The organism is Flagellimonas profundi (genome assembly GCF_017313275.1).
GTDB lineage: Bacteria > Bacteroidota > Bacteroidia > Flavobacteriales > Flavobacteriaceae > Flagellimonas > Flagellimonas profundi.
Genome location: NZ_JAFLNM010000002.1, coordinates 340,428 through 355,140 on the forward strand (window position 1 = coordinate 340,428; position 14,713 = coordinate 355,140).

Sequence of the window (14,713 nt, forward strand, 5' to 3'; positions counted from 1 at the left end):
AAAAACGCACCTTCTTAGCTGCCCTATGCAGCCATATTTTATTAGTGACGACCAAATGCGCGTTTGGTGGAGAAATCTTTCTTTAAATGTCGTTATTCGCAATATTTGATAAAAAATTAGCTAAAGCGTCAAGGTTTCGAGCGATAGCATCGATCATTGCCGTTACCCTCCTCTAAATTTGTTATAAATCGATTGGCAAAAGGAAATTCTTCTCAGAGACACTCCAATCAATTGATTTAATCACTGAAGTCTAATTTAAAATATTCAACATTATGTCAAATAACACAGGGAATGTATTAACCGCATTATTAACCGGAGCAGCAGTTGGAGCTGGTATAGGAATTCTATATGCGCCGGACAAAGGAAAGAAAACACGAAAAAAAATTAAGAAGAGTGCTGTTAAGGCAAAAGATGATATAGCACAAAGCTTAACACATGCCAAAGAAGAGTTTAGTAAATCAGCAGACGCTAAAAAAGAGGAGTTTGAGGAAAAACTCGAAGATACTTTATCCAATATGAGTTATAAAGCTGATGATATTTTGGTGGCACTTGAAAATAAATTGGAAGATCTTAGAGAAAAGAACGCTCAACTGCAGAAATAATATATGGCATTCGAAGAAATTAAAGAGCAGATAGACCATGTGCAAGATGGAGTTCGATCCTATGTAAAAAACAGCTTGGACTTTTATAGACTTCAAAGCTTCAGGTCTATGATGAAAGGTATAACTATGGCCACTAAAGTTCTACTAATTGGTGGTGTGGGTTTTATTGCCCTACTGTTTCTTTCATTGAGTGCAGCTTTTTGGTTCGCAACAATGCTTGGCAATACGGCTGAAGGGTTCCTAATAGTTGGAGGCTTCTATGTACTGGTCGGTATTATATTCTTTTTAATGAAAAAGAAGATAGAAAAGCCACTCCTTAAAAAGTTTTCCAAATTTTATTTCGATGAACTATGATTCAAACACAATACACATCATTTAACGAAATCGATCGCGACCTTAAAGTCTTAAAGTTGCAACGACAAATTGAAGAAGAAAAGGTAAAGTTGGCAATTCACAACACTAAGGAAGAGTTATACCCCACTAATATATTGAGTGGACTGGCTCCTTTAATTCAAAAAGTTGCTATTACATTGATTGCCAAAAAAATACTGAAGAAACTTGATTAGTATATAGTCCTCAAGTCTTATATACTAAAAAGGCTCCCAAAATAGGGGAGCCTTTTCTTCTTAATTGAGTTTAGATTAAGAATCCGAGTTCTTTTCGTCCTGTTTGCGTCTCATGGCTTCACCAATTTGGTTACTTGCGGTAAACGAAGCGACCATATTGTTCAACATATCGCTACCTGCTTGTGGAGAATTGGGCAATAGAATCAAATTGGTATCTGTTTCTTCCCCAATGGCCTGCAAAGTGTCATAATGTTGGGTAACTACAATTAATGCAGATGCTTCCTGTGAGTTGATGCCCACTTTGTTCAATACTTCTACGGATTCTTCGAGACCGCGGGCAATTTCCCTACGCTGATCGGCAATACCTTGTCCTTGTAATCTTTTGCTTTCTGCTTCTGCTTTAGCTTTCTCGACAATTAGAATACGCTGGGCATCCCCCTCGAACTGGGCAGCGATTTTTTCACGTTCCGAAGCGTTTATACGGTTCATCGCCGCTTTTACCTGGGCATCGGGATCAATGTCGGTCACCAATGTTTTTATGATGTCAAAACCATAATCCAACATAGCGTCCTGCAATTCCGCTTTTACAGCAATAGCAATGTCATCTTTTTTAACGAAGACATCGTCCAATTTCATTTTAGGAACCTCAGCACGAACCACATCAAAAACGTACGAAGTTATCTGATCGTGGGGATACTCCAATTTGTAAAAGGCATCATAAACTTTTTCACGTATCACTACGTATTGAACAGAGACCTTTAGTTTAACAAATACATCGTCCAAAGTTTTGGTCTCAACGATTACATCCAATTGTTGGATTTTAAGACTCAAACGGCCGGCTATACGATCTACGATCGGAATTTTCATTTGTAGACCTGAATTTCTGATACTGTGGAATCTACCAAAACGTTCAACAGCAACGGCAGTTTGTTGCTTTACAATAAAGAAAAACTTGAAAAGAATAATCAGTGCGACAAACGCAATAGGTATAAGAAAATAGTTGCCCATAGTGTTTAGATTTTATGTTAGAAATGGAAATTACGAAACTTGACCAATGTATTAGTCTCCATTCGTCAAATAATGTTACACTTCCATCAATTTCTAAAGCTTAGCGATAGCGGTTTTGATACGGGTTATACTTTCTTCTTTTCCAATAAGCCCCATAATGTCGAATAAGTGTGGACCCTTCATATCACCAACGATGACTAGACGGAGCGGGGGCATAACTTTTCCAAAGGACAGCTCTTTTTCTGCAATCCAAGCCTTGACCCTTTCTTCAATTATTGAGGATTGAAAATCTTGAACAGATTCTAGAAGGGCAGCTACTTCTCGCATTATTTCCGGTGTACCTTCTTTCCATTGTTTTTTTACCGCTTTTTCGTTGAATGTAGTTGGTGCTTGAAAGAAATAATCCGATAACTCCCAAAAGTCCTTAACAAAAGCTGCGCGTTCTTTTATGGAAGATACCACTTGTTTTATGTAGGCAGGATCTGCGGAAATATCTTTTTTATTGAGTTCCGCCTGGAACATTTTGGCAAGCTCTTCATCACTTTTTATTTGTAACCATTGCTGATTATACCAATTGTTCTTTTCTGGATCAAAGCGCGCTCCTGATTTGTTCACACGCTCCAATGTAAAGGTATCTACCAGTTCTTTTAAACTGAATATTTCCTGCTCGGTTCCGGGGTTCCATCCCAAAAGTGCCAAAAAGTTAACTACTGCTTCTGGGAAAAACCCTGCCTCTCGATAACCTTCAGATTGGTTCCATGTAATTGGAAAAACCGGAAATCCTCCTTTTTCTCCATCGCGTTTGCTCAATTTTCCTTTGCCCACGGGTTTCATGATCAAGGGCAAGTGGGCAAATTCTGGGGCGTCCCAACCAAAAGCTTCATATAATAACGAATGCAACGCAAGGGAAGGCAACCATTCCTCTCCACGGATTACGTGGGTAATTTGCATCAAATGGTCATCTACAATATTCGCCAAATGATAGGTGGGCATGCCATCACTTTTAAACAATACCTTGTCATCAAGAATGTTGGTGTCAATTTTTATTTCACCTCTTATAATATCTTTTAAAAGGAGATCTTTGTTTTCTGGAGATTTAAACCGAATTACATAATCTTCCCCGGCGGCTATTTTATCTTTGACTTCCTCGTTGGAAAGGGAAAGCGAGTTGGTCAATTTTAACCGATTGTGCCAATTATATATAAAGGTTTTCCCTTTTGATTCATGGTCTTTCCTATGATGGTCTAAAGCTTCTGGGGTGTCAAATGCATAATAGGCCTTACCTTTTTCAACAAGGTCCAAGGCATATGATTTGTATAATTGTTTACGCTCACTTTGTCTGTACGGTCCAAAGTCACCTTCTTTTCCAGGCCCTTCATCAAACGGAATTCCGCACCAGTTCAAGGCTTCGATAATATATTCTTCGGCTCCTTCAACAAAACGGTTTTGGTCGGTATCTTCGATACGAAGTATAAAATCCCCACCATTTTTCTTGGCAAACAAATAGTTGAACAAAGCGGTACGAACACCTCCAATATGCAGGGGACCAGTTGGGCTTGGTGCGAATCGAACACGTACTTTTTGACTCATAATAGGGTTTGATTGGATTGCAAAGATACTGCGCTGTTGATGAATTGTAAAGTGATAGCGGACAGTCTTTTTATTGATTCGGTAATATAATGATTAAGGTTTAACAAAATTTTTCTACTCATTTCCTGTGGATCAGGTATTTTGGTAATTCCAATACATGAATTTGAGTGCATATCAGGACATATTGTTCAAACTTGAAGGTTTTATCAAACGCTTTTATACCAAGCAATTGATCAAGGGTGTCTTCTTGTTTTTGACCCTTGGTACCGTTTTTTGGTTTGCCATTACTTTTTTTGAGTACATATTGTGGCTCGATAATTCCTGGCGACTGACCTTGTTTATTCTTTTTTTGGTGGTTGAGTTATACCTGCTATATCGATATGTGACAATCCCGTTGATGTATTTGTTTAAGGTTAGGCATGGGATGGACAAAAAGATGGCGTCCATATTGATAGGAAAACATTTTTCTGAGGTAGATGACAAGCTGTTGAATTTGTTGGAACTGTCAGAAAACCCAGAGAAGTCCGACCTGTTAATGGCTAGTATTGAGCAGCGCGCGACTGATTTGGGACCTGTTCCTTTTGCCCAAGCTGTGAATTTAAAGGAAAGCTATTCCTATGCAAAGTATATTATAATACCGGTGTTATTGTTCGCCTTTATCTGGATCGCGGGTGATATCGTTTCGTTTTTTAACTCACACCAAAGGGTGATGCACTTTGATATGGCCTACGAAAGGCCTGCTCCGTTTTCCTTTGAAATCATGAATGCTGATTTAGAGGTAGCAGACAACGATGCTTTGACCATTCAAGTTAAAACAATAGGTGATTTGCGGCCGGAGGATGTTGAAATTGTGGTTAATGGGGAGCCGCTCTTAATGCAAAATCGGGGCTCTTATTATGAATACACTTTCCAAGCACCTGTTATGGAGACCAGTTTTTACTTTACGGCCAATGGCTGGGATTCCAGAACATATGAAATCGACAGTTATAGAACCCCGACTTTAGTTGATTTTGCTTTGGAATTGGAATACCCTACATATCTAAATTTGATGTCTGAAATTATTACGGGCACAGGGAACGCTGAGGTACCCGAGGGCACGAAGGTCACATGGAAAATTCGGGGTGATAATGTCTCCAATATCAAGATGCTTACTGCGGATACTACCATTTTCTTTAAAAGGGATAACAATCTTTTTTCCAATGTTAAAACATTGTTCAACGATTTTGATTATGAGTTGAGCACCTCCAACAATAGGGTTAAGGACTACGAAAGCTTAGCTTATCGACTTAACGTGGTCAAGGATGCCAGGGCTACGGTTCAAGTGAATCAAGTATTGGATTCTTTACATCCGAATGAATCCTATTATACGGGTCAAGCGGCGGATGATTATGGGTTGAGGGAGATAAGGTTGGTCTGTTATCCGTCTGATGATATAACGGATGTACAACGGATATCGTTGGAACAACCCAACTCCAATGTATACCAGTTTTATTACACATTTCCTACCGGCTTACAGCTTGAGGCAGGTAGGCAGTATAAATTATACTTTGAAGTTGTTGATAATGATGGAGTTAGGGGAGGTAAAATCACTAAAAGTGCTATTTTTGACGCCACCCTTTATGATGCTAATCAGTTGAGGAATAAGGAGTTAGAGCTTCAAAATTCCACTTTGAACAAAATGGGGGAGTCTTTGAAAAATTTTAAGGAGCAAGAAGAACGATTATCAGAGATCAACAGCCTACAAAAAGAAGAAAAGTCTTTAAGTTTTGAGGACAAGAGTCAGATTAAAAACTTTTTGCAGCAGCAAAAAATGCAAGAAGAATTGATGCAGAAGTTCAGTCAGGATTTGAGCAAAAGTATGGATAAAAATGCTGATGATAGTGAATTGAAAAAGATGCTTCAGGAACGTCTGGAACGCCAAGAGGCAGAAGCTAAAAAAAATGCGGATTTGTTGGAAGAACTGAATAAGATTGCCGATAAAATAGATAAGGAAGATCTACAAAGGCGTTTGGAAGAGTTGGGTAAAAACCAAGGTAAGAATACCCGTAATCTAGAGCAGATCTTAGAGTTGACAAAACGATACTATGTTACCGAAAAGGCATCGCAGATTTCCAAAGAACTTGAAGAGCTTGCAAAGAAGCAGGAGATATTATCTGAATTAAAATTGGGCCAAGATTTTACTGGTAAAGAGCAACAAAAGTTGAATGAGGAATTTGATTATTTGGAAAAGGAGATACGTGGGTTGGAGAAGGACAACCAAGGGCTTCGGAAGCCGATTCAGTTGGATACGGACAAAGAGAAAACCGACGCTGTAAAACAAGATCAACAGGATGCTCTTGAAGAAATAAACAAACATCAAGGCATGGATGAATCTTCCCAATCAGAAGAGAAACAAAAAGCAGAAGACAACTCCTCCAAAAAACAGAAATCTGCTGCGCAAAAAATGCGGGAAATAAGTCAATCCATGAAATCTGGCGCTATGGGTGGAGGAGAAACAGATGCAGAGGACGCGGAGATGCTTCGTCAGATTTTAGACAACCTGGTTACTTTTTCTTTCAAGCAAGAAAATCTTTTTGATAATATCCAAAGTGCCGATGTTGATATATCTCAGTTCTCCAGAACCGTTAAAGACCAACAAAACCTAAAGAGATTATTCGAGCATGTAGACGATAGTCTTTTTGCACTTTCGTTACGGAGAGCAGAGTTGTCTGAATTTGTCAATGAGCAAATCACCGAGGTTTATTATAACATTGACAAATCGCTGGAGAGCATTGCTGAGAATCAAATTTATCAAGGCGCTTCTTATCAGCAATATGTGATCAATGCAACAAATTCCTTAGCTGATTTTTTGGCCAATATTTTGGATAATATGCAACAAAACATGTCACCGGGTCAGGGAAGTGGAGAAGGACAGGATTTTCAGTTACCGGACATTATAAAAGGGCAACAGAGTATCCAGGAAAAGATGAATGGTTCTGGTCAACAGGGAAGGTCATCAAAAGAACAAAGCGGACGAAATGGAGAAAAGGAAGGAGGACAACAAGAAGGTGAGCAAGGTAAACAAGGACAGGGACAAAATGGGCAGCAGGGTACACAAGGAGAAAAAGGACAGGAAGGTTCGGGTGAGGGCAACAATGGTCAATCTAATGGGAATGGGCTAGGTGAAATGGATTTGAACGAGGTCTATGAGATTTATAAAGAGCAACAATATCTGCGGGAGAATTTGGAAAAACAGTTGCAGGATATGATGCAAGAATCCGATAAGAATCTTGCTAAAAAGTTGATACAGCAAATGGAAGATTTCGAAAACGATTTGTTGGACAACGGAATTACAGAACGGACACGGAGTAAGGCCAACAATATTCAACACCAATTGATGAAATTGGAAAATGCTTCTATGGAACAGGGTGAGAAGAAAGAAAGGGAAAGCAACACAAATCAAAATGTGTATACGAACCCTGTTACCACCAAACCGGAACTACTTCAAGATTACCGGAATAGCATTGAAATATTAAATAGACAAGCCTTACCTTTGCGGCAAAATTTCGAAAAGAAGGTAAAGGTTTATTTCAACAATGATTGAGTTTCATTTCAAAAGTGACATAGTAATCCATAACAAGCCCGATTATGTCGATTGGATAAATAGGATTATTGAATCTGAAGGATTTGAAGTCGGTCAGGTTGACTATATTTTTTGTACTGATCAATACTTGTTGCAGCTCAATCAGGAGTATTTACAACACGATACATTTACGGACATAATCACTTTTGATTACAGCAACGGTAAAATAATTTCAGGAGATATTTTTATTTCAACAGAACGCGTTGCAGAGAACGCGAAGAAGTATGAAGTTGATTTTTTAAATGAGCTGCGCCGTGTGATGAGTCATGGAGTTTTACACTTAACAGGATACGGCGATAAGGACGCCGATGAAGTTAAATTGATGCGCCAAAAAGAAGAAGAAAAGATTAAAATGTTCCACGTGGAACCATAGATATGTTTGAAAAGGAATATGATGTTATAGTTGTTGGCGGAGGACATGCTGGCGCCGAGGCAACGGCCGCTGCCGCCAATATGGGGTCAAGCACTTTGTTGGTTACGATGAACCTTCAAACTATTGGGCAGATGTCTTGCAACCCAGCTATGGGAGGAATCGCAAAGGGGCAAATTGTGCGAGAGATTGATGCGCTTGGAGGTTATAGCGGGATAGTTTCTGACAAGTCCGCCATTCAGTTTAAGATGCTTAATAAGTCCAAGGGGCCTGCCATGTGGAGTCCCCGTGCACAAAATGATCGTATGCGTTTTGCAGAAGAGTGGCGAATGGCTTTAGAGAACACCCCCAATGCAGACTTCTATCAGGAGATGGTCAGCGGTTTGCTCATTGAAGGAGATAGGGTCGTTGGGGTTAAAACAAGTCTCGGTTTAGAGATCAGGGCCAAAGCCGTGGTGCTTACAAACGGTACTTTTCTAAACGGTTTGATACATATAGGGGAGAAACAATTAGGGGGAGGTAGAGCAGGAGAAAAGGCAGCCACTGGAATCACGGAACAATTAGTGGAGCTTGGTTTTGATAGTGGAAGAATGAAAACGGGAACTCCTCCACGAGTAGATGGTAGGTCTTTGGATTATTCAAAAATGATTCCCCAACCTGGCGACGATCAACCCGAAAAATTCTCTTACTTGAACACTCCGGTGCTTAAAACACAGCGCGATTGCCATATGACGCACACTAGTAAATTGGTGCATGATTTATTGCGTGAAGGTTTTGAAAGATCACCGATGTTCAATGGCAGAATTAAAAGCATTGGGCCACGATATTGTCCATCTATTGAGGACAAGATAAATCGTTTTGCGGACAAAGATTCCCATCAAATTTTTGTTGAACCCGAGGGGTGGAATACAGTAGAAGTTTATGTGAACGGCTTCTCAACTTCATTGCCCGAGGATGTCCAATATAATGCTCTGAAATCTGTAAAAGGGTTTGAGCACGTAAAGTTCTTTAGGCCTGGGTACGCGATAGAATATGATTATTTCCCGCCCACACAATTAAAACACACATTGGAAACCAAGTTGGTGAACAACCTTTATTTTGCTGGCCAGATCAATGGAACTACAGGTTATGAAGAAGCTGCCTCCCAAGGTTTAATTGCGGGTATAAATGCGCACCTTAAAACCAAAGAAAAAGAGCCGTTCATTCTAAAAAGAGACGAGGCTTATATCGGGGTTTTGGTCGACGATTTGATTACAAAGGGCACCGAAGAACCTTATCGAATGTTTACCTCTAGGGCAGAATATCGAACATTGCTGCGCCAAGACAATGCCGATTTGCGACTGACTCCGAAGGGATATGAAATAGGGCTGGCCAAAGAAGAACGTTTAAAACGAATGGAGGACAAGATGAGCAAGTCCGAAAACTTCATTGACTTTTTTAAAAAGACGAGCTACACTACGGACGAAATCAATCCTATTTTGGAGTCATTGAATTCATCTTTGGTAAAGCAGTCCGATAAACTGTTCAAGGTTTTTTCTAGACCAAAAGTTACCATGGACCATATGCTTCAGTTGGAATCTGTTTCTGAATTTGTAAACCAAAATGAATTGGATACCGAGGTGTTGGAACAAGCCGAAATCCAAGTTAAATATTCTGGATACATCGAAAAGGAAAAAACAAATGCCGATAAACTTCAGCGTTTGGAGAATGTTCGTATCCCAGATAATTTTGATTATTCCAAACTAAAATCATTATCCTATGAAGCTAGGGAAAAGCTGCAGTCGATACAGCCCGTTACCATTTCCCAGGCATCAAGGATAAGCGGTGTTTCCCCTGCCGACATCAGTGTGCTTTTGGTGTATTTGGGGAGATAAACCTTTGATTTGTTCCACGTGGAACATAGCTTTTTGTTTTACCCTATTATCGAAATGGCTCAGTTTTTGATTATAATTTCGCATAACACTATGCCGGATGAAGCGGATATTACTAGCCATTTTTGCTTTGGTCTTTTTAATTTCTTGTATTCCGTTACGGATTGCTCCGAATATAAAAGACTATAAAGTGACGGAGGGTAAGCGATTTAAAAAAGGACTCCCTAAAAAGGATGTTTTTGTTTTTGAAGATCCAAAAAACGCTGACGAATTTTACCGTTACATCAACACAAAATTTCAACTCAACGATTATTATGTTGATGTGCAAGTTCCTTTTTCTTTAGATGCAAAAACATTTTACTTTTCGTTTTATGAAGTTGAAATTCCGACCAAGTCCATTAATTTAATTCCTTTGGCTTTGGACGTGGCTTTGAATAAAGCCGCAGATATGGATCCTGTTTTTGATGAGGTCCATACATCTCGAACGGGAAACTGGTATATTGCCATTGAAGTTTTTAATGACAGCAACGGAGATTGTTTATCTGAAAATTCCGTTTCAAGAGAGTTGGTTTTATCCTATCTTCGGAAATTGAAAAACGAATATTTGGCAACCGATAATTACAATGAAATTGTTTTTAAAAACTAAGGATTTTTCTGTTTCAGGAGAACAGTTCGAATTGCATCGGGATGAAGAATTGGATATGCTGGTAACCAAACCGCAGCCTCAAAACCTGACACCTTATTATGAGAGCGAGGACTATATTTCCCATACAGACTCCCAAACCTCTTTTACGGACCGATTATATCAGCTAGTTAAGAGAAAAAACCTCAGAAATAAAATACAAAAGGTTGTAAATCAATTAGATAGCATAAAAAACCTCCTGGATTTGGGTGCAGGAACAGGGGATTTCTTGATTACGGCCCAAAATTCGGGTTTTAAGGTAACGGGAGTAGAGCCGAATAACAAGGCCAGAAAGTTAGCCGAACAAAAAGGGGTACATCTTTTTTCAAGTTTAGCGGACGTATCAAACCAAAAATTTCAGGCCATTACCCTTTGGCACGTGTTGGAGCATCTTCCCGATTTGGATGAACAGATTAAGTCCTTGGTCAATCTTTTGGTAGAAGATGGTGTTTTGGTGATTGCCGTCCCTAACTTTAAATCGTACGACGCCAAACATTACAAATCGCATTGGGCGGCTTTTGATGTTCCAAGACATCTGTGGCATTTTTCAAAAACATCCATTGCCAAACTTTTTGCCCCTCATCAAATGGAGGTCATCAAAATAAAACCCATGTGGTTCGATGCGTTTTATGTTTCCATGCTGTCCGAAAAATATAGGGGGAACAAAGGCTACCTGTTCAGAGCCTTTTTTGTTGGATTATGGTCCAATATCAAAGCTATCTTCACCAAAGAGCATTCTTCTTTGATCTACATCCTTAAAAAGCGTAAATAAGCGGTTTTTAAGCTCGCTGCGCTAATATTCTAGCTTCGGATGGATAACACCATCAAACAAAAAAGATTCGCTTAAATGGGCGCATTTGCGGAACCCTTAAAAATAAACAACTCCAATGCGACCAAACCTTTTTCATAGAAAAAACCTATGACCGGTAAAATACTTGTTGGAGAACCTCTAAACTTAAATGATCCCCTTTCCAAAAGCTTTTCTATTTTTGCGCATCGATAAAAAGTAAATGATGAAAAAAGTAGTAGTGCTTGCGATTGCCGTCACCGCCATGGCATGTCAGCAAAACAAAATCGGATATGTGGACAGTGTAAAGGTCATGGAAGAATATCAAGAGAAGATTGATGTGGATGCCAGGTTCAAAACAAAAGCTGATGCCATGACCAAAAAAAGGGACAGTATTTCCCAAGCCTTTCAAATGGAGTTGCAAGAATTCCAGACCAAGGCTCAAAAAATGTCTCAGAAAAATGCGCAAGAAGAATATGCCCAATTGCAACAACGAGGACAATTTGTTGGTCAACAACTCCAACAAGAAGAACAACAGTTGCAACAGACCGGTCAAGCCGAAATGGACAGTTTGGTAAGAAAGGTAAAAAAAGAGATTAGGGCTTACGGCAAAGCAAATGGTTACACCTATATTTTAGGTGGCGGCGAAGGTGGCTCGGTAATTTACGGAGAAGAAGCAAATGACGTTACGGACGCCGTTCTTAAAATTTTGAACGATAGATACGAGAATTAAACACTACACAATGTAGGTGCTTGGAAAACCCATTCTTTTAGAGTGGGTTTTTTTATTTACTTCAACTGTCTTTTCTTATAAGTAAGGAACAGAAAAATTGAAAAACCGACCTCAATGATCGAACCGGCAAGTGCGGAAAATCCCGAAGAAACCTTCAAATAAAAGAGGATAATTGCCGCAACGCCCAATAAACCGCCCAAAACCCAATATGTTTTGATACCATATAGGGTAGAGAACGTTAAATATCTTCCGCCAATGATCAATAACATTCCCTGAAAAAACCAGGCGTGGTTCTGTAGTGATAGGAGCAGGGCCAAGGGAATGCACATCAACATAAAAATTGTCCCTTCCATGGCCAATTTTCCCAAAGGGTTTTGTTTCGAATGACTTCCAGGAACACCTATCAATTTGGCCAGTAACAACCCTATTGGATGAATGAGCATACCGCCAAAAAACAAGGTCCAGATGGCGGTTTGTGAAGAAATAAAAATCGCAACCAAAGCGGCCGCCAACCATACGCTTCCAGATGCCAGAACCCCCATCGCACCATCGGCATAGCCTTGGCGTAAATCGGATTGTGCACTTGAAATGGAATCAACGGTAGTGCCTTCCTTGTTTTGTAATTGTTCGTTCATTTTTTGACTGAAAGCCTGTTGCTCTTTTGAGCTTTTATGGTTCTAGACAATCACATTTTAAGTTCAATATCAAGTTGTCTTCCTTCTTCTTTGGCTTTATTGTCCATGCCGGCACCTATGGCAAGACCAATGGACATGCCAACCGGTAAGCCAATTCCCAAAAATGCCATGTTGCCCAAACTAAGGCCCAAAGCTGCTCCAATGGGAATCCCGAAAACCGTCATCCCAAGAACAAACCATGTTTTTCTATAATAATTTATGGGTACCACCTTTAATTTTTGAGCCAGTAAACCAATAATTTTAGATTGCTCTTTTCGAATTTCTGCTCTCAAGACCTTATCAGCACCTGTTACCGAATTAAGTTGCGTTATATGCTTATTGATGACCAATTCGATTTCTTGGGGCAATTTCTTTTTTTTGATTTCAATGATCAATCGTTCAAATTGCTCGTAGGCCTCTTTACTTTTCTTGGTGAGTTCGGGTCTTTGGATAGGGTCAAGAATCATTTTTAAGAAATGTTTTTATTGTATCAAATACAACAAGAAGATTGTTGGAATCAAATACACCACGATAGTTTGTGCCCCTGCATAGTCTTTGGCAACCCGTTGGCCCAACAAAAGCATCAACAAAGTCACCGCAGAAATAATAGCTCCGTAAAAACCAATCCCACTTTCACCATCGATCGCGAATTGAAAAACACCAACGCCACTAAGTATTCCGGACAACATTTCGAACACCAAAATGATGCTGAGTAGCACGGGAACGGTTCCCTTAAAAATCGATTTTGAAAAATGACCGGTCAACCAACCCAGATTGCCCTTCCAATCCAAAATTTTATCTATTCCGCTTTGTAAAAAAGTAATGGTCAAAAACACCAATAGTAGAATTTCTGTGGCGTGCGATAATAAATTGTTCATGATTGGTTTTTATTTAAGCAGCCTTTGCATGTAAAAGCCGCGTGAGTTTGATGGATAGATCTGTAAAAATAAGTTTGGAATTTCCATTCCGTTCCACGTGAAAAATGGCTTGTTCCAACTCCTTTACAATATCCAAAATATTGTTCTCATGTACAAAAGGGGCAAATTTGTTCAGGTCAAAACCTTCCATGTGCACTTTGGCATATACCAGTTCATTGGCCTTATAATTGAGCAAAAGCGCTTGGCGCATCATGGTGAGACAATAGTTCAGAAACTTTTTTTGCACTTCGCGGCCGGTTTTGGCCACTTCTTCGCTCCATAAAATCAATTCCTGTACGGCGCCTTTGTTGCCCTTCGCTTTAAAAGCACTACGGACCCATTGTACGAACCAACGTTCAAAAACGAGATCCTCCGAATCTTTGTTCAGTAGGTCAAGTGCTTTGTTGAAGTTGCCGTTCGCTTCCAGGGCAATGGTCAGTGCTTCGGTTTGGGCTACTCCTTTCAGTAAAAGAGCATCCGTGATCACCTGTTCCGCCAGCGGGGGAAAATTCAGTATTTGACAACGGGAACGTATGGTGTTGATAATTTGTTCCTCCTCTTCAGCCAAAAGAAGCAATATGGTTTTGTTAGGAGGTTCCTCAATGAGTTTCAAAAGCTTGTTGGCAGCAGAAACGTTCATCTTTTCGGCCATCCAAACAATCAGCACTTTATAACCCCCTTCGTAGGATTTTAACGAAAGTTTTTTTACCATATCCTGGGCTTCATCCACCCCGATCTGGCCCTGCTTTTTTTCAATCCCGATGTGCCTGTACCAGTCAAACAAGTTGCCATAAGGCTGTTCCTTTACAAATTGTCGCCACTCTTCCAGATAATGGTCGCTCACCGCATGCGATTTTATTTTGTCCGAATTGGAAACGGGAAACGCAAAATGAAGGTCTGGATGCGTCAGGGAGTTGCATTTGGTATTGCAAACGGTATTTTCCCCATCATTTTCGCCGCCTGTATTGTCGCAAAGCAAATATTGCGCATAGGCAAGCGCCATGGGAAGCACCCCAGAACCTTCGGGACCAACGAACAATTGTGCGTGAGCCACGCGACCTGTTTCCGCGGTGGTCACCAAATGGTTTTTGATGTGCTCGAGACCTAGAACATTTTTAAAAAGCATGTCCCAAAGATACATTTTTAAGTGGTGAAGTTTGGCATGGAACCCCTGCACCATACCGTGCTGGTGTAACATATCAAACCGAAAAGGTTAAAAAGCGTGAAACTTTGAAATATTAGGCCCGTGCGACCACGGAAAAAGCAGGAAATCTTTACATTTGAAATTCTC

General features: G+C 40.0%; 15 protein-coding genes. 9 read left to right on the forward strand and 6 right to left on the reverse strand.

The genetic code is table 11. The features are described 5' to 3' along the window. The first annotated feature begins 272 nt into the window (after positions 1–272). The 3 genes from J0654_RS10425 to J0654_RS18295 are packed head-to-tail and all read left to right on the forward strand — an operon-like array spanning position 273 to position 1,168. Entirely contained in the window at positions 273–602 is a 330-nt protein-coding gene (locus tag J0654_RS10425; protein ID WP_207028656.1) for a YtxH domain-containing protein, read from the forward strand. A gap of 3 nt (positions 603–605) precedes the next feature. Beyond that, the gene (locus tag J0654_RS10430; RefSeq protein ID WP_207028659.1) at positions 606–956 is read left to right on the forward strand and encodes a phage holin family protein; all 351 of its coding nucleotides are present in this window, start codon (positions 606–608) and stop codon (positions 954–956) included. Continuing rightward, complete coding sequence (locus J0654_RS18295; protein WP_237685955.1) at positions 953–1,168, forward strand: DUF6327 family protein; 216 nt, start codon at positions 953–955, stop codon at positions 1,166–1,168. The genes J0654_RS10430 and J0654_RS18295 overlap by 4 nt, the downstream gene beginning before the upstream one ends. A gap of 75 nt (positions 1,169–1,243) precedes the next feature. Here the strand turns inward: J0654_RS18295 and J0654_RS10435 are convergent, their stop codons facing one another. Both J0654_RS10435 and gltX read right to left on the reverse strand, forming a co-directional pair. Continuing rightward, positions 1,244–2,176 (reverse strand): SPFH domain-containing protein, encoded by a 933-nt coding sequence (locus J0654_RS10435; protein ID WP_207028661.1) that lies wholly within the window; start codon positions 2,174–2,176, stop codon positions 1,244–1,246. Between the two features lie 93 nt (positions 2,177–2,269). Beyond that, positions 2,270–3,766, reverse strand: coding sequence for a glutamate--tRNA ligase (gene gltX / locus J0654_RS10440; RefSeq protein WP_207028663.1), 1,497 nt, complete (start codon positions 3,764–3,766; stop codon positions 2,270–2,272). 157 nt (positions 3,767–3,923) lie between these two features. Here gltX and J0654_RS10445 point away from each other — a divergent pair, with 157 nt between their 5' ends. The 6 genes from J0654_RS10445 (at position 3,924) to J0654_RS10470 (ending at position 11,831) form a co-directional block, all read left to right on the forward strand. After that, on the forward strand, positions 3,924–7,349 hold the full coding sequence (locus J0654_RS10445) for a hypothetical protein (protein ID WP_237685956.1): 3,426 nt from the start codon (positions 3,924–3,926) through the stop codon (positions 7,347–7,349). Beyond that, positions 7,342–7,761, forward strand: coding sequence for an rRNA maturation RNase YbeY (gene ybeY / locus J0654_RS10450; protein WP_207028671.1), 420 nt, complete (start codon positions 7,342–7,344; stop codon positions 7,759–7,761). The genes J0654_RS10445 and ybeY overlap by 8 nt, the downstream gene beginning before the upstream one ends. Before the next feature lie 2 nt (positions 7,762–7,763). After that, entirely contained in the window at positions 7,764–9,632 is a 1,869-nt protein-coding gene (gene mnmG / locus J0654_RS10455) for a tRNA uridine-5-carboxymethylaminomethyl(34) synthesis enzyme MnmG (protein ID WP_207028673.1), read from the forward strand. 97 nt (positions 9,633–9,729) lie between these two features. Then, positions 9,730–10,275 (forward strand): hypothetical protein, encoded by a 546-nt coding sequence (locus tag J0654_RS10460; RefSeq protein WP_207028675.1) that lies wholly within the window; start codon positions 9,730–9,732, stop codon positions 10,273–10,275. Further along, complete coding sequence (locus J0654_RS10465) at positions 10,253–11,083, forward strand: class I SAM-dependent methyltransferase (RefSeq protein ID WP_207028677.1); 831 nt, start codon at positions 10,253–10,255, stop codon at positions 11,081–11,083. Before J0654_RS10460 ends, J0654_RS10465 begins: the two co-directional genes overlap by 23 nt. Positions 11,084–11,324: 241 nt before the next feature. Further along, complete coding sequence (locus J0654_RS10470; RefSeq protein ID WP_207028679.1) at positions 11,325–11,831, forward strand: OmpH/Skp family outer membrane protein; 507 nt, start codon at positions 11,325–11,327, stop codon at positions 11,829–11,831. A 56-nt stretch (positions 11,832–11,887) separates the two neighbouring features. Here J0654_RS10470 and J0654_RS10475 read toward each other — a convergent pair whose 3' ends face one another. Genes J0654_RS10475 through J0654_RS10490 form a run of 4 tightly spaced genes read right to left on the reverse strand, consistent with a single transcriptional unit; the run spans position 11,888 to position 14,548 of the window. Next, positions 11,888–12,466 carry a DUF7010 family protein gene (locus J0654_RS10475; RefSeq protein WP_207028681.1) on the reverse strand — a complete coding sequence of 193 codons (579 nt, stop codon included), beginning with the start codon at positions 12,464–12,466 and terminating at the stop codon, positions 11,888–11,890. 50 nt (positions 12,467–12,516) lie between these two features. Then, positions 12,517–12,972 carry a hypothetical protein gene (locus tag J0654_RS10480; RefSeq protein WP_207028683.1) on the reverse strand — a complete coding sequence of 152 codons (456 nt, stop codon included), beginning with the start codon at positions 12,970–12,972 and terminating at the stop codon, positions 12,517–12,519. A gap of 15 nt (positions 12,973–12,987) precedes the next feature. Beyond that, on the reverse strand, positions 12,988–13,383 hold the full coding sequence (locus J0654_RS10485; protein WP_207028685.1) for a DoxX family protein: 396 nt from the start codon (positions 13,381–13,383) through the stop codon (positions 12,988–12,990). 13 nt (positions 13,384–13,396) lie between these two features. Beyond that, complete coding sequence (locus tag J0654_RS10490) at positions 13,397–14,548, reverse strand: DNA polymerase III subunit (RefSeq protein ID WP_207029592.1); 1,152 nt, start codon at positions 14,546–14,548, stop codon at positions 13,397–13,399. Between the last annotated feature and the right edge of the window lie 165 nt (positions 14,549–14,713).